Source organism: Mixta sp. BE291 (assembly GCF_031457955.1).
GTDB lineage: Bacteria > Pseudomonadota > Gammaproteobacteria > Enterobacterales > Enterobacteriaceae > Mixta.
In genome coordinates, this window is record NZ_JAVDXN010000001.1 from 125,031 (window position 1) to 140,476 (window position 15,446).

Annotated in this window: 14 protein-coding genes; 5 read left to right on the forward strand and 9 right to left on the reverse strand. The window is 55.6% G+C overall.

Going from position 1 to position 15,446, the window contains the following annotated elements; genetic code table 11:
• Positions 1–122: 122 nt before the first annotated feature.
• A complete protein-coding gene (gene dinG, locus J2X14_RS00550) occupies positions 123–2,288 on the forward strand; it encodes an ATP-dependent DNA helicase DinG (RefSeq protein ID WP_352409282.1) in 2,166 nt (721 codons plus the stop codon).
• 3 nt (positions 2,289–2,291) lie between these two features.
• Positions 2,292–3,260: a DNA-binding protein YbiB gene (ybiB, locus tag J2X14_RS00555; RefSeq protein WP_352410100.1), complete on the forward strand. Its 969-nt coding sequence runs from the start codon at positions 2,292–2,294 to the stop codon at positions 3,258–3,260.
• Positions 3,261–3,269: 9 nt separating this feature from the next.
• Here ybiB and J2X14_RS00560 read toward each other — a convergent pair whose 3' ends face one another.
• Both J2X14_RS00560 and J2X14_RS00565 read right to left on the reverse strand, forming a co-directional pair.
• Positions 3,270–4,439, reverse strand: a complete 1,170-nt coding sequence (locus J2X14_RS00560) for a M20 aminoacylase family protein (protein ID WP_352409283.1) — start codon at positions 4,437–4,439, stop codon at positions 3,270–3,272.
• 179 nt (positions 4,440–4,618) lie between these two features.
• Positions 4,619–5,251, reverse strand: a complete 633-nt coding sequence (locus tag J2X14_RS00565) for a flavin reductase family protein (protein ID WP_352409284.1) — start codon at positions 5,249–5,251, stop codon at positions 4,619–4,621.
• A 124-nt stretch (positions 5,252–5,375) separates the two neighbouring features.
• On the opposite strand from J2X14_RS00565, the gene rlmF reads away from it, so the two are divergent.
• Positions 5,376–6,311: a 23S rRNA (adenine(1618)-N(6))-methyltransferase RlmF gene (gene rlmF, locus J2X14_RS00570; protein ID WP_352409285.1), complete on the forward strand. Its 936-nt coding sequence runs from the start codon at positions 5,376–5,378 to the stop codon at positions 6,309–6,311.
• Here rlmF and ybiO read toward each other — a convergent pair.
• The 6 genes from ybiO to rhtA all read right to left on the reverse strand — a co-directional run bounded on the left by ybiO (position 6,308) and on the right by rhtA (position 13,348).
• Positions 6,308–8,587, reverse strand: a complete 2,280-nt coding sequence (ybiO, locus tag J2X14_RS00575; RefSeq protein WP_352409286.1) for a mechanosensitive channel protein — start codon at positions 8,585–8,587, stop codon at positions 6,308–6,310. The genes rlmF and ybiO overlap by 4 nt on opposite strands.
• Positions 8,588–9,003: 416 nt before the next feature.
• Positions 9,004–9,726, reverse strand: coding sequence for a glutamine ABC transporter ATP-binding protein GlnQ (glnQ, locus tag J2X14_RS00580; RefSeq protein ID WP_352409287.1), 723 nt, complete (start codon positions 9,724–9,726; stop codon positions 9,004–9,006).
• Positions 9,723–10,382: a glutamine ABC transporter permease GlnP gene (gene glnP, locus J2X14_RS00585; RefSeq protein ID WP_352409288.1), complete on the reverse strand. Its 660-nt coding sequence runs from the start codon at positions 10,380–10,382 to the stop codon at positions 9,723–9,725. The genes glnQ and glnP overlap by 4 nt, the downstream gene beginning before the upstream one ends.
• A gap of 94 nt (positions 10,383–10,476) precedes the next feature.
• The gene (gene glnH / locus J2X14_RS00590) at positions 10,477–11,223 is read right to left on the reverse strand and encodes a glutamine ABC transporter substrate-binding protein GlnH (protein ID WP_352410101.1); all 747 of its coding nucleotides are present in this window, start codon (positions 11,221–11,223) and stop codon (positions 10,477–10,479) included.
• A 334-nt stretch (positions 11,224–11,557) separates the two neighbouring features.
• A complete protein-coding gene (dps, locus tag J2X14_RS00595; protein ID WP_352410102.1) occupies positions 11,558–12,061 on the reverse strand; it encodes a DNA starvation/stationary phase protection protein Dps in 504 nt (167 codons plus the stop codon).
• A gap of 378 nt (positions 12,062–12,439) precedes the next feature.
• A complete protein-coding gene (rhtA, locus tag J2X14_RS00600; RefSeq protein WP_352409289.1) occupies positions 12,440–13,348 on the reverse strand; it encodes a threonine/homoserine exporter RhtA in 909 nt (302 codons plus the stop codon).
• 391 nt (positions 13,349–13,739) lie between these two features.
• On the opposite strand from rhtA, the gene ompX reads away from it, so the two are divergent.
• The gene (gene ompX, locus J2X14_RS00605; protein ID WP_352409290.1) at positions 13,740–14,252 is read left to right on the forward strand and encodes an outer membrane protein OmpX; all 513 of its coding nucleotides are present in this window, start codon (positions 13,740–13,742) and stop codon (positions 14,250–14,252) included.
• Positions 14,253–14,371: 119 nt separating this feature from the next.
• Here ompX and J2X14_RS00610 read toward each other — a convergent pair whose 3' ends face one another.
• Entirely contained in the window at positions 14,372–14,563 is a 192-nt protein-coding gene (locus J2X14_RS00610; RefSeq protein WP_352409291.1) for a hypothetical protein, read from the reverse strand.
• Between the two features lie 268 nt (positions 14,564–14,831).
• Here J2X14_RS00610 and mntR point away from each other — a divergent pair, with 268 nt between their 5' ends.
• A complete protein-coding gene (mntR, locus tag J2X14_RS00615; RefSeq protein WP_352409292.1) occupies positions 14,832–15,293 on the forward strand; it encodes a manganese-binding transcriptional regulator MntR in 462 nt (153 codons plus the stop codon).
• Positions 15,294–15,446: the final 153 nt, after the last annotated feature.

The following is a 15,446-nucleotide window of genomic DNA, read 5'->3' on the forward strand; positions in this document are numbered from 1 at the left end:
AGGCCACCGCTTGCTACGGATATGGCAATAGCGGAAGCCTGTTTCCAAATTCGCCGATAAGCGGCTGACGTCAGCCTCATACTGTGTAAAAATACAGGTTATCAACGCAGGAAGAGAGCAAGATGGCATTAACCGCAGCGTTAAAAGCGCAAATCGGCGCATGGTATAAAGCGCTGCAACAGCAGGTTCCCGATTTTATTCCCCGCGCGCCGCAGCGGCAGATGATTGCCGAAGTGGCGAAAACCCTGGCCGGTGATGAGGGGCGGCACCTGGCGATTGAAGCGCCGACCGGCGTGGGCAAAACCCTTTCCTATCTGATTCCCGGCATTGCCGTTGGTCGTGCCGAAGAAAAACCGCTGGTGATCAGCACCGCGAACGTGGCGCTGCAGGACCAGATATTTAGTAAAGATCTGCCGCTGCTACAGAAAATTATTCCCGAACTGAAATTTACCGCCGCCTTTGGCCGTGGGCGTTATGTCTGCCCGCGTAACCTGAATGCGCTGGCGACCGACAGCGAAAAGCAGGGCGATCTGCTGCTGTTCCTAGATGACAACCTGGTGGCGAATAAAGATGAGCGCAAACTCTGTACGAAGCTGGAGAAATCGCTGGATCGGCATCAGTGGGACGGCCTGCGCGATCACTGCGAAGAGGCGATCGACGATACGCTATGGCAGCGCTTAAGCACCGATAAGGCCAACTGCCTGGCGCGTAACTGCCACTGGTATCGTGAATGTCCCTTTTTTGTCGCCCGGCGCGAGATCGAGCAGGCGGATGTAGTGGTCGCTAACCATGCGCTGGTCATGGCGGCGCTGGAGAGCGAATCGGTGTTGCCGCCCGCGAAGCAGCTATTGCTGGTGCTGGATGAGGGCCATCATCTGCCGGAGGTCGCGCGCGACGCGCTGGAAACCAGCGGCGAGATCACCGTTGCCTGGACCAGCCTGCAGCTCGATCTGTTTGTGCGCCTGGTGGAAACCTGTATGGCGCAGTTCCGGCCGAAATCGCCGCCGCCGCTGGCGAATCCCGAACGGCTGAAAGCGCATTGCGACGAATGGCGCGAGCATCTTGCCAGCCTGACGCGTATCCTGGCGCTCTGGCTGCCGCCGGAGCCGCAGGAAGGCGAATACCGTTTCGAGATGGGGCAGCTGCCGGAAGAGATGCAAACGCTGTGCGCCCGCTTGTTTAAGCTGAGCGACGGGCTGCGCGGGCTGGCGGAAGGGCTGTTAAACGATCTCAGTGAAAAAAGCGGGCAGTATGATGTGGTGCGCCTGCACCGTACCATGTTGCAGATGAATCGTGCGTTTGGCTGGTTTGAAGGCATCAGCAAGCTGTGGCGGCTGGCGGCGATGGAGCAGGCTTCCGGCGCGCCGGTGTCGAAATGGGTCAGCCGTGAACTGCGGGAGGGCCAGCCGCACCTCTTTTTCCACTGCGCCGGTATCCGCGTAAGCGAACAGCTGGAAAAATTGCTGTGGCGGAAAGTGCCGCACGTGGTGCTGACGTCGGCGACGCTGCAATCGTTGAACAGTTTTAACCGTTTGCAGGAGCTTTCCGGGCTGCGCGAAAACGTAGGCGATCGCTTTGTGGCGCTCGGCTCGCCGTTTAATCATGTGGAGCAGGGCAAGCTGATCATTCCGCAGATGCGCTATGAGCCGCTGATGGCCAATGAAGCGCAGCATATCGCGGAGATGGCGCATTTCTTCCGTCAGCAGGTGAAAGCGGGGCAACATAAAGGGATGCTGGTGCTGTTCGCCAGCAATCGCGCCATGCAGCAGTTTCTCACCCATCTGACCGATCTGCGGCTGATGCTGCTGGTGCAGGGCGATCAGCCGCGTTACCGGCTGGTGGAGCTGCATCGCAAGCGGGTCGAACAGGGCGAAGCGAGCGTGCTGGTGGGCCTGCAATCTTTTGCCGAAGGGCTGGATTTAAAAGGCGAGCTGCTTTCTCAGGTACATATTCACAAAATTGCTTTTCCCCCGGTGGACAGTCCGGTAATTTTGACCGAAGGGGAGTGGCTGAAGAGCCTGAAGCGCTACCCGTTTGAGGTGCAAAGTTTGCCCAGCGCCTCATTTAGCCTGATCCAGCAGGTGGGACGATTGATCCGTAGCCATCAGTGCTTTGGTGAGATTGTCATTTACGATCGGCGGCTGATCACCAAACCATACGGTGCGCGCCTGTTAAAAGCCCTGCCGGTTTTTCCCATAGAGCAGCCGCCGATGCCTGAAGGGGCGATAGCGCCGGTAAGCAGCAAACCAGCACCGGCGGCGCGGCGTCGAAAAAAGGAAAAGCGTTAAATGTTGCAGTACAACAAACTGATTAAAGAAGTCGGCCGTGGCAAAAACCATGCGCGCGATCTGGATGAAGAGACCGCGTATCAGCTCTATCGCGCGATGCTCAACGATGAGGTGCCCGATCTGGAAATGGGTACGCTGCTGATTGCGATGCGTATCAAGGGCGAAGGCGAGGGGGAAATGCGCGGTTTCTATCGCGCCGTGCAGGAGCGGGTGCTGTCGCTGACGCCGCCCGCCGACAAGCCGCTGCCGATTGTGATCCCCAGCTATAACGGCGCACGCCGTCAGGGCAATTTGACGCCGCTGCTGGCGCTGCTGCTTTCCCGCCTTGGTTTTCCGGTGCTGGTGCATGGCGTCAGCGAAGATGCCACACGCGTGACCAGCGAAACGGTTTTTCAGGCGTTGGGCGTTGCCGCCGTCAACGATGCGCCCAGCGCTCAGGCGAAACTGGAGCAGGGCGAGCCGGTGTTTATCAGCATCGATCATCTCTGCGCGCCGCTGGCGAAACAGCTGGGGCTGCGCTGGCGCATGGGCGTGCGCAACAGTGCGCACACGTTAGCTAAGCTGATTACCCCTTTTGACGAGGCGGCGGCGCTGCGCTTTGCCAGCGTTTCACATCCCGAATATATTCCGCGCGTGGCGAAATTTTTCAGCGCGCAGGGCGGCAAGGCGCTGTTGCTGAACGGCACGGAAGGGGAAGTTTACGCCAATCCGCTGCGCTGTCCGGCGATAAGCCTGATCGATGGCGCAGGCGCGGAGCCGCAAGAGCTGGTGGCGCGTCAGGAAGAGGTCACCTGCGATCTGCCGACAAGCAAAGAGGCCGCGGTGACGGCCGCCTGGATCCAGCAGGTGCTGGATAAAACGCGTCCGGTGCCGCAATCGTTGCGGCTGCAAATCGCCTGCTGCTATCAGGCCAGCGGGCGCAGCGCTTCGCTGGATGAAGGGCTGGCGGCGCTGGCGGCAGCAGGCTACTAACCTGCCCGGCTAGCGTTGATTTAACGGCAGCGGCAACTGGCTTTCAACCAGTCGCTGCCAGAAGGCGACAGCAGGCTCTATCAGCGCATCGTTAAAGTCATAGCTGGCATTGTGCAGCGCATGCGAGGGCGTGTCGCCGTCGGCACCGAGCCAGAAATAGGCGCCGGGACAGGCTTCCAGCATGCAGGCGAAATCTTCAGAGGCCATCGACGGGTTCACCTGCCAGCGCACCTGCTCCGCGCCAAACAGCGCAGTCGCGCAATCACGCACGTGTGCGGCTGGCTGGGCGTGATTGCGGGTAACCGGATAGCCGGGATACCAGCAGATTTTTCCCGTGACGCCCAACGGCTGTGGCAGCACCTCTACAAACGAATCGATTAGCCCGCGCACTTTCTCTCTGACGTCGCTCTGTAAGCAGCGCACCGTGCCGCGCAGCGTGACCGCTTCCGGGATGACATTAATCGCTTCGCCGCCCTGAATCTGGGTGACGCTGACCACCGACGAGGCCAGCGGCGACAGCCGCCGCGCCGGGATGGTTTGCAGCGCCAGAATCAGCTGCGCCGCCGCCACAACCGGATCGGCGCCGCACTCCGGCATAGCGGCGTGGCAGCTTTTGCCGGTAAGGGTAATTTCAAACGAATCGAGAGAGGCCATTATGGCGTCATCGTTGACCGCCAGCGTGCCTAAAGGCAGGCCAGGCCAGTTGTGCAGCGCATAAACGGCATCCATCGGGAAGCGCTGGAATAGCCCTTCTTCCACCATTTTACGTGCGCCGCCGAGGTTCTCTTCCGCAGGCTGGAAGATAAAATGCACGGTGCCGCTGAAACGGCGCGTCTGCGCCAGCCATTTTGCGCTGGCCAGCAGAATGGCGGTATGGCCATCATGTCCGCAGGCATGCATCGCCCCCGGACGCTGCGATTGCCACGGGACGTCGCTATGTTCGGTGATCGGTAACGCATCCATATCGGCGCGCAGGCCGATGGTGGGGCCTGGCCCACACTCCAGCGTGCCGATAACGCCGGTTTTGGCAAGTCCGGTTGCCACCTGCAAGCCAAAGCTGCGCAGCTGGTCGGCAACAAATTGAGCGGTAAGCTGTTCCTGATAGCCCAGCTCTGGCTGAGCGTGCAGCTGGCGACGCCATTGCACCGCCTGTTCAATTAACGCTGCGGGTAATCTCATAGCGATCCTCACGTCGGGCCACGCCTCTGTGCATGGCGGAATAACTTCACTCTAGAAGAGAGAACCGGCGCAGTCTATCGGCCATGCCGGAAAATTCCTTGTGCTTTACGGCAGGGGAGTGTGGATGGTTTTATCGCGCGCGCGGTGAAAAGCAGGCCGGGCAAATGCCCGGCTGCGGGTTATTTGTTGCGAGCGTCGGGGCGTTGCAAATCAAAGCGTTGATCATCGCTGATGCCATACCAGGCGCTGGGGCCACCGGCACGCAGCACCGGCTGCGCCTTGCTGGTTTGATAAATGCCCGCTTCCAGCAGCGCATCGTCGATATGCACCGCTACCACCTCGCCGAGAATTAGCCAGCTATCCAGCGGCGCGCCGTCGGCATTTTGCAGTTGTAGATGCTGCGTCAGGCGGCACTCAAAGTTAACCGGGCTTTCCGCCACCATCGGCGCCTGTACCAGATCGCCTTTTACCGGCGTCACGCCCGCTAACATAAATTCATCCACATCCTGCGCCACCGAAGCCGAGCTTTCATTAGCCGCTTCCGCCAGCGGACGCGTCACCAGGTTCCAGACAAACTCTTTGGTTTCCAGGATATTCCGCACGCTATCTTTTTTGCCCAGGCTGGCGAAGCCGATAATCGGCGGCTGGTAATTAAAGCTGTTAAAGAAGCTGTAAGGTGCCAGGTTGGGTACGCCTGCGGCGCTGAGCGAACTGATCCAGCCGATAGGGCGCGGCGCAACAATGGCATTAAAGGGATCGTGCGGCAGACCGTGCCCTGCGCGCGGTTGATAGGAATAACGTTGACGAGACATAATAATCCTTGTTGTTAAGCGATAGCTTCATCTTAGCCGCTTCGGCGTGAAAAAATGCGCGTCAATTGTTTACGGTTTTTTCCGGAGCGGGTATCTTACGCGCCGTTACCCAAGAGAGAGCCTGATGAAACAGCCTGCCACTAAAAACCAACTGCATCCCCGCAACCGTCATCGCGAGCGTTACGATTTTCCTGCGCTGTGCGCGGCGCATCCGCCATTGCACTCTTTTATTATCACCACGCCGCGTGGCGACAGCTCCATCGATTTTGCCGAGCCGCAGGCGGTGAAGACGCTGAACCAGGCGCTGCTGAAATATTTTTATCAGATCGAAGGCTGGGATATTCCCGACGGCTTTCTCTGCCCGCCGGTGCCGGGACGCGCTGATTATCTGCACTGGCTGGCCGATCTGCTGGCGCGCGACAACGGCGAGCAGGTGCCGCGCGATATTAACGTGCTGGATATCGGCTGCGGCGCGAACTGTATCTATCCGCTGATTGGTTGCCGTGAGTATGGCTGGCGTTTTACCGGTTCTGAAGTGAACGAACAGGCGATGAAAGCCGCCGGTGCCATTCTGGAGGCGAACCCGACGCTGCGTCGCGCAATTCGTCTGCGTCGTCAGCCCAACAGCGATCGTATGTTTCAGGGCATTATTCATAAAAATGAGTTCTATCACGCGGTGGTCTGCAATCCGCCGTTCCATGCCTCCAGCGAACAGGCAGCCGAAGGCAGCGCCCGTAAGGTACGCAATTTAGGGCTGGCGAAAGATGCGCCGCTTAATTTTGGCGGCCAGCAGGCGGAACTGTGGTGCGAAGGCGGTGAAAAAGCCTTTATCGGCCAGATGATAAGCGAAAGCGTAAGCTATGCGCGGCAGGTGGTTTGGTTTACCTCGCTGGTGTCGCGCCGCGAGCATCTGCCCGCGCTGCGTCAGGCGTTAACCGACGCGGGCGCGCTTGAGGTGCGTATCGTAGATATGGCGCAGGGACAGAAGCAGAGCCGCTTTATCGCCTGGACGTTTCACGAGAGCGCCGCGCGTACGCGGCTGATGAAACCGCGCCCTTAAGGCGTCTCCGGCGGCGGCAGGCGTAGCACTGCCGCGTCGTTGGATTCATCCCTGGGCGAGACCACCTGTACCGTTTGCCGTGGGGCCTTGATGCCTGCCGCATCAAAATGTTTTTTCACCAGTTCATCCAGCGCAAAGCGCACCGTCCACTGCTTCAGCGGCTGCGTGGTAATCGATACGCGCACGGTAAAGGCGCGCTCGGTTAGCCCAACCAGCCCGGCAAAGTTCGGCTCACCGATAATAAATTCACGCATATCTTCCCGCGCCAGCAGCTCATCCACTGCGGCACGCAAGGCGGCATTGGCGTTGTCGCTGTTTTCATTGCGGTCAACCTCATAGTTAGCCACAAACGAGCCGATACCGCGCACGAAGTTGGCGAAGGTGGTGATCGAAGACCAGGGAATAATATGGTAAGCGCCGGTATCCTGCCGTATCCCGACCGAACGGATCGACATGCGCTCTACCGTGCCGGTAAGCGGCCCGATGGTCACCAGATCGCCGGTGTTCATGCCGTTTTCAAACTGAATAAACACGCCGGTGATAATATCTTTAACCAGCGTTTGAGAACCAAACGAGACCGCCAGCCCCAGCGCACCGGCCCCCGCCAGCAGCGGCGCGATATTGACGCCGATTTCCGACAGCAGAATCATAATAGTGATGGTGCTGATGACCACCGCCAGCGCGTTGCGGAACAGCGTCAGCAGCGTGCGCGTACGGGCGCTGGGCATCGGGCGGCCATTAATATCGGAAGAAAGACGGCTCTCGATCAGGCTGGCCAGCAAGGTCCAGCCTACGACAGAGAAGAACAGAATCATAAAGACGCGGATCAAAACGTCCACCAGCCGTTCGCCCGCGCCCGCGGTGAGCCAGGCCCGGAGGTCGAACAGGCTCCAGGCGTTCAGCAGCAGCAGGAGTACCGAAAGCACCGTAAGAATACGTGTCGCCTTCAGCATAACGGAGACCCAGCCGTTGACCCGTTTTTGCAGTTCCGGGTAGTTGCGGCGCGTCTCCGGGGAAAGGGTGATAGTTTTATCGATCCAGCGCGTGAGGATGCCGGAAATCACCGCGCCGATGCTGATAATGATCAGGCTGTTGACCGTCGCCGACATCATAAATTGCAGGCTGCCGCCGGGGTTAAAAATCGACAAAAAGAACAGCACGATAAAGTAGGCGCTGGCGACCCATTGCCAGACAAAGGAGAAAGCGCGAATAAACAGGGCAAAGAAGGATAATGAACGATTGGCCTGCTCATTCAGTTTATTCTGGACGATGCGGCGGTTACGGAATATTAGCACCAGCGCCCAGCCGGTCATCAGAGCCATAATGATAACGTTGACCAGCGCACCGGTCTGTACGTTTACCCGGTTAGAAACAATCGGTACCACCACCATTAAACCGTAGCCAATGACGCCGCTGAGCCAGCTAAGACGGGTATTCCAGTAATGCGCGCGATCGTCGTTAACGATAACCGGGCGCAGTTCAGGAAAATTCGGCGAGAAAATCAGCCGCAGCACCGATTTAAAAAATTCAATCAGCGCAAAGGCGTTAAGAAACAGGCCCTGCTGATGGGCGATAGTGCGATTGCCCGCGTTCATGTTATTGCTTGATATTTGGCCGACAAAGAGCGCCAGCGCCAGCAGCGACAGGTCAATAACAAACGCGATGAGGATGGTGAGCGGCAGATGCAGCCAGTTGCCCGGCTGGTTACTTTTTTCGCGCGCCCAGTAGCCCATACGCCGATAAAAGGGCACCATTATTCTGCGTATCGTCCAGTAAAAGGTGAATAGCGCAACGGCCAACATCATGAAATGATTTAGCGCGTTGAAGAAGGCGGCTTTGTTGAAAGCGTTGTGCGGCATCGAGACGATGTTGTTATAGAGGCGCATGACGCTGGCGGCGAAATGACCGCCATATTCACGCGTGATTTTGGTGACGCTTTGCAGGACGGTTCTTTCATCTTTCTGGGCGACCGCCTCTGACGGCGTGAGCGTTGGCTCGTCAGTGGCGGAAGGGCTGGCGGCAGTGTCGCGCAGCTGTTTGATTAATGTCTGGCGCGATTCATCGTTTTCCAGAATGGTCGCCAGCGCCAGCCTGGCCGCTTTTCTGTCTTCAACCGATGGCTCTGGCTTCGCCGTTTCGTCCGCAGGTTTTTGCGCCTGCTGGCTGGCTATTGCGGCGGGCGGAGAAACGGCCTGCGCTGTCGGGAGCAGGCCAAATAAGAGTAAACCAAGGATGCCCTGACGCAGGCAAGTCCAGACAGTGTTTGTTCCCAGCATGTTGTTCCCCAATCACAACCGGCACGGCAGCTGCATCTAAAAAGTATAGACGTTAATACTAAAACGTATAATTTGAATGTGCGGGAAGGGCGGGGCGGCTGACAGAAAACTGAAAAAGTGCCTGTATCGGGAGGCTGGCTGACAAAAAGTTGCCAGCGTGGGGAGCGTGGCTAACGAAATGCGCCTGCGCGGGGAGCCCAGGCCGATCGTAAAGACGCAAAAAGCGTCATCCCTGACAGCTCGACCCGCGCCGTCCATGGCGCGGGACGCTTTACTCTTCTGCCTGGGCTCCCCGCGCCCTGGCTTCTGAGTCGTTGGTTAGTCAGGTTTGTGCCTGGTATGAGGCTTTACTCTTCTGCCTGGGCTTTCCGCGCCCTGGCGTCTGAGTCGTTGGTTCGTCAGGGGCGCGCCTGCTATCAGGAAACGTGTTGTAAAAATTCGCGCAGACGCTCGCTGGGCGGGTTAGCGATAAGCGCATCGGGCGGGCCATCTTCCGCAATGCGGCCTTTATCAATAAAGATCAGGCGTGAGGCCACCTGCTGCGCAAAACCGACTTCGTGCGTCACGATAACCATGGTCATGCCTTCTTCCGCCAGATTCTGCATCACCTTCAATACTTCGTGACGCAGCTCCGGATCAAGCGCGGAGGTGGGCTCATCAAACAGCATCATTTTCGGCTTAACCGCCAGCGCGCGCGCAATGGCGACGCGCTGCTGCTGACCGCCGGAAAGCTCGGAAGGGTAGTGATGCGCGCGCTCCGCCAGCCCCACTTTCGCCAGCAGCGTTTTCGCCAGTTCGTGCGCCGCCTCTTTTTTGGCGCCGCGGACGCGAATTGGGCCAAACGCGACGTTTTCCAGCGCGGTCATCTGCGGGAACAGATGGAACTGCTGGAAAACCATACCCGCTTCCTGACGTATCAACCGCTCATCCACTTTAGGATCGTTCACCTGCAAACCATCGACGATCAGCTCGCCGCTGGTGATCTCTTCCAGCTTGTTGATACAGCGCAGCAGGGTAGATTTACCTGAACCCGACGGGCCGATAATCACCACCACTTCGCCCTGGTTGATCTTCAGATCGATATTGTGCAGCACCTGAGTTTGCCCAAAGTGCTTGGAGACATTTTTAAATTCAATCACAGGATTTTCATCCTCTTTTCCAGGCGACGCAGCACGAAGCTTAACACCAGCGTAATAACCAGATAGATCACCGCAACGGCGCTCCAGATTTCCAGCGCGCGGAAGTTACCGGCAATGATTTCCTGTCCCTGACGGGTCAGCTCGGCAACGCCGATAACAATAAACAACGAGGTATCTTTGATGCTGACAATCCACTGATTGCCCAGCGGCGGCAGCATACGGCGCAGCGCCAGCGGCATAATCACGTAGCGCAGCGTTTCCCGCCGCGACAGACCCAGCGCCAGACCCGCTTCACGGAAACCTTTGTTAATCGACAGCACCGCGCCACGGGTAATTTCCGCGATATAAGCGCCAGAGTTGATGATAATGGTCACCACCGCGGCGGTGAACGGATCGATGCGTAAATCGGGAATCGCCATCGGCAGGGCGAAATAGATAAACATCACCTGCACGACAATCGGCGTGCCGCGAATCAGCTCAATAAAGACCAGCGCGATATTATTGGTGAGCCAGCCGCCGTAAGCGCGGGCAAAACCGGCGATGACGCCGATTACCAGGCCGCCAATCAGACCCAGCACTGAGATCAGCAGGGTCATTTTCGCCCCTTCCAGCAGAAGGGGAACGGCTGGCCAGATCACGCTCCAGTCAAATTCCATGGTGTTTTCTCCGGAAAAAATCCGTCATTAATGCAATAGCGAAACGCAGGGATGCACGGGCATCCCTGTCGTGGTTAACGCGTAACAGTCAGGTTTATTTCGGCTCGCTGCCGAACCATTTTTTGTAGATGGTATTGTAGGTGCCGTTATCACGCAGGGTTTTCAACGCGCCGTTGATTTTCTCGCGCAGTTCGTCGCTCCCTTTCGGCAGCGCAATGCCATACTGCTGCGCTTCAAGCGAGTCGCCTACCGCTTTGAACTGTCCGCGGCCTGCGGTGTTGATGAAATAGAGAATGTTTGGCGTATCGTGCAGCACGGCGTCTGCGCGATTGGTGCCCAGCTCCATATAGGCGTTGTCAATATTGGGGAACTGGCGCAGGTCTTTGGTTTTGATATGCGTTTTGGCATAGTCCACCGAGCCGGTGCCGCTCTTCACCGCCACCACTTTACCGTTAAGATCGTTGATGCCTTTGACCTCATCATTGTTGGCTTTCACCATCACCATCAGGCCGCTTTTGTAGTAGCCATCGCTGAAGTCAATCGCTTTTTTGCGTTCGTCGGTGATGGTAATGCCCGCCAGCGCCAGATCGACATTACGCGTTTGCAGTGCAGGAATAATACCGCTGAAATCCATCGGTTTCAGGCTGTAGGAAAGGTTGAGCTGTTTTGCGACGGCATCCCATAAATCAATGTCGAAACCGACATACTTGTCGCCCTGCTTAAATTCAAACGGGACGAAGGCCGTATCGGTGGCGACCACCAGTTTTTTCTCCGCGGCGGTGGCGGAAACGGCAAACGTTAATGCTAAAGCAGCCAGGGAAAGCTTAAAAACAGACTTCATCATTTTATCCTTATTACCGATGCGACACGCGATGCGCCGCTGTTGCTGGTAGTCATATGAAAAATCTATGCCAACTTTATTTAACAAAACGAAACCAGTAGTTAACGGACAGGATAGCGGCAAAGATTCAGATAATTCTGTCGATGCACTAAAAGGGTGATCCGTTTTGGTGCGTTGCCATTATTTGGTGCAGAACGCCTCAGGGATTGAGCCAGAAAAAGCGGGGAAGGTGAACCAGGAAGTGTTTAATTTGTTAAATAAGTCATAAAGCGGTGTTAAAAAAGCAAAAAAAAGCGGATGGTAACCATCCGCCTGTTTGCTGACTAACTCTCGATTATTCGATGTTAGATTCGATAAACCACAGGAACTTGTCCAGGTCGCGTGAAGCGGCGGTAAAGATATCCGCGGTGTCTTCATCATTGACTTCGCTCACTGCTTTGCGCACGTCGTTAGCCACCAGGCCATAACGATCTGCCAGCGCTTTCAGGTGATCCTGTACGCTGTGAATATTCAGCGGGTAGCTTTGCAGCGGGGTTTTATCTACCACTACCTGCGCTGTACCCAGCGCCACGCCGCCCAGCTGTACCACACGCTCTGCCATGGTATCCTGGTGATCGGTAATCGCGGTACGGAAACCATCCAGCATTTCATGCACGCCGATAAAGTTTGCGCCACGCATATTCCAGTGCGCCTGCTTAGTGATCAGCGACAGGTCGATGAATTCGACAACCAGACGATTAAGTACCTCGATGGTGGCTTTTTTCTCACTCTCTGCCACGTCATTACGGGTATAGATCAGATCGGAAGATGTCGTTTTAACCAGTTTTGCGGTACTCATCATTAATATCCTCTAATGTCGTATGTCCTAATTAAGCACGAAATTAAGTATAGCACCGGATTTAAGGTTTGCAGGAAAGTTGCTGGCTATTGAACAAATAGCGTTGATCACATTGCGGCATAAGAAAAATTTTCGCGAAAAGCAGGAGAACCTGATGTAGAGAAATAGCTGGCTCATGCTGATATTATTTAACATCTTGAATTTAAGGTATTAATGTCGCGCTATTTTTTTGAGATCGATAATTGATAATAAGTTTTATTAAATATAACAAAATATAAACAACTCAATAATATCCTGGCCCGATAAATAAGCGTAATAAATAAATGAATGCTTATTCAGCCAGTTAACGCTGGCTGAATAAGATTATTCTCACATTAGCTAATCAATGGCTTTGCCGCTTTCTGTTACTACTGCCTGGCGCGGGCGACTGGTAATAGTGGAACCGGCGGACGCAAGAATAATCGCCAGTAATCCCAGCCACTGAGACCGCGTCAGCGACTCGTTAAGAAACAGCATCCCAGAGATCGCTGCCATTCCCGGCTCCAGGCTCATTAGCGTGCCGAAGGTGCGTGCCGGTAAGCGCGTCAGCGCCACCATTTCCAGCGAGTAGGGCAGCGCGCTGGAAAGCACGGCTACCGCCAGTGCTACGGGCAGAATAGAGAGCTGCCAAATGCCCTCAGCGGCAAAAACCAATCCCAGCGGCACAAAAATCAGCGAACCGATAATTGAGCCCATCGCTACCGTTGCCGGGCCGTGATCGGCACCGGCCCGCTGGCCTGCCAGGATATAGATCGCCCAGCATACCCCGGCGGCAACCGCCAGCGCCGCGCCCAGCGGATCAACATGACTCAGGCTATGACCCAGCGGCAGCAGCCACCACAGCCCCAGCACCGCCAGCAGTACCCAGATAAAATCGGTCGCGCGACGCGAGCCAAACAGCGCCAGCGCCAGCGGGCCGGTAAACTCCAGCGCGACTGCCACGCCAAGCGGAACGGTACGTATAGAGAGATAGAAGAGATAGTTCATCGCTCCCAGCGCAATGCCATAAAGAATCAGCGCCTTGCGCTGCTGAGGAGAAAAGCGTAGCCGCCAGGGTTTAAAAATCAGGCAGAGGATCAGCGTGCCGAAACCCAGCCGCAGCGCGGTGATGCCGGTTGCGCCAGCGCTGGGAAAAAGCGTTTTGGCCAGCGCCGCGCCGCATTGTATTGAGGTCATGGAGATCAAAAGCACCATAACCGACATAATCGTTTGGGAAGATGAGAGTTTTTTTTGCCAGATACGCAACATCCTGTGACCAGCCTTAACTATCCATTCGGGAAAAATTGGAGCATCAGTGTACCGTGGGGCAGAAAAAAGTCATCGGCGGGAGAATATTTTGTCGGTCAGCTAAAAAACAATGAGAAAAAACTGAGCAATAATTAACCAATCACGCGGTTTTAACGTAAAGAAGTGTCAAATTTATTTAAGAAGAATCTTAATGAACCTTTTTTTGATCCCATAAATCAGTGGCAATAAAAGCGGAATTTCATAAGAAAAAAGAATGACATAAGAAAATTCATTAACTTTCTGTTACACCAAACAGGCAGTTAGACAACCATTTCAAGGCAGAGTTTCCCGCGAACTTTTGTTATATTTTTAGCGTTGTCAGGAGAGAAGTATTATCACATTTGAGGTGGTTATGAAAAAAATTGCATGTCTTTCAGCACTGGCTTGTGTACTGGCTGTAACAGCCGGTTCCGCAATGGCTCAAAGCACCGTTACTGGCGGTTACGCTCAGAGCGATATGCAGGGCGTTGCGAACAAAGCTAACGGCTTCAACCTGAAATACCGTTACGAAGACGGCTCTAACCCGCTGGGTTGGATCGGTTCTTTCACCTACACCGAGAAAGACCGTAGCGAAGATGGCTTCTATAACAAAGGCCAGTACTACGGCATCACCGGTGGTCCTGCTTACCGTCTGAACGACTGGGCCAGCATCTACGGCGTAGTAGGTATCGGCTACGGTAAATTCCAGCAGAACGAGCAGGATGTACGTAACAAGTCTGACTCCAGCGATGTTGGCTTCTCTTACGGTGCTGGTCTGCAGTTCAACCCGTATGAAAGCTTCGCTATCGACGTAGGTTACGAGCAGAGCCGTATCCGCAACGTTGACGTTGGCACCTGGGTTGCAGGCGTTGGCTACAGCTTCTAATCTTGCCATCGGCAGGATAACAAAAACGGCCCTTTGAAGGGCCGTTTTTTTATGGCTGTTACCAACAGAAAAGTGCTTTTCAGATAAAGCCCGTATGGCTCAGCGCCGCAAAAGCGCGTTTAACCGCGCCAGATAAGGCGTGGGCAGTGCACGCCTTCCGCGCAGCTACCTGCCAGACGTTCCAGCAGCATCAAACGCAGACGAAAAGGCGAGAGGGTCAACAGGCAGAGGATCGCTCTCCAGCTAACATTTGCCTGGCGCGTGCGCTGAACACATTTGCCACAGTCCAGACAGCGTTTCATTGTGCTCATGTGAACCTCCGGTTTAACGTCTGACGATGAAGAGACACAGCCCTGTAATAGTAGCAAAAACATTAACAACAACAGGCGAGGCTCGTTGATGCTGGCCCGTTGCTGTGAGATTGGGCTGACTACTTTATCAACAAATATAGCACTGGCTATATCCTTTAGCCAATGCTAATCAGCTAAAATTTGTGCTTCGTTGCTGATGGTTTACAATGAGGCGCTAACACGCCGGCAATGTCTGATAATGACCGGTTGAAGAATAAGAGGAAGCTGAATGAGTCGTCGCGCAAAGCCCGCTCCTGCCAGGATTAATGGGCCATTAAAAGAGATTGAAGAACATGTCGAAGGGTTTCGACAGGTCCGCGAGGCGCATCGTCGTGAGTTGATTGATGATTATGTTGAGCTGATTTCAGATTTGATTCGTGAGTTTGGTGAAGCGCGTCAGGTAGATATGGCGGCGCGTTTGGGCGTGTCACAGCCCACGGTGGCAAAAATGCTGAAGCGGCTTGGCAGCGTTGGGCTGGTGGAGCAGGTGCCTTATCGGGGCGTGTTTCTTACCAGCGAAGGGGAGAAGCTCGCTGAAGAGAGCCGCGCGCGCCACCACGTGGTTGAGACCTTCCTGCTGGCGTTGGGCATCAGCCCCGATACCGCCCGGCGCGATGCCGAAGGTATCGAGCATCACGTTAGCGATGAAACCCTGAGCATTTTTCGCCAGTTCTACGAAAGCCGCCAATAGTTACCGCGCCATAACGGCCAGCCAGGCGGCATCCCCCGTTTTTGCTTTAGCTGCGGCCTTCCCGATCAAGGTTACACCTGCGGCGCGTTTTCCGCGCCGCAGGTGGTCGGGCCTGGCCGCTGCATCCTCTGCACGAGGTTACTTGCTGCCTGC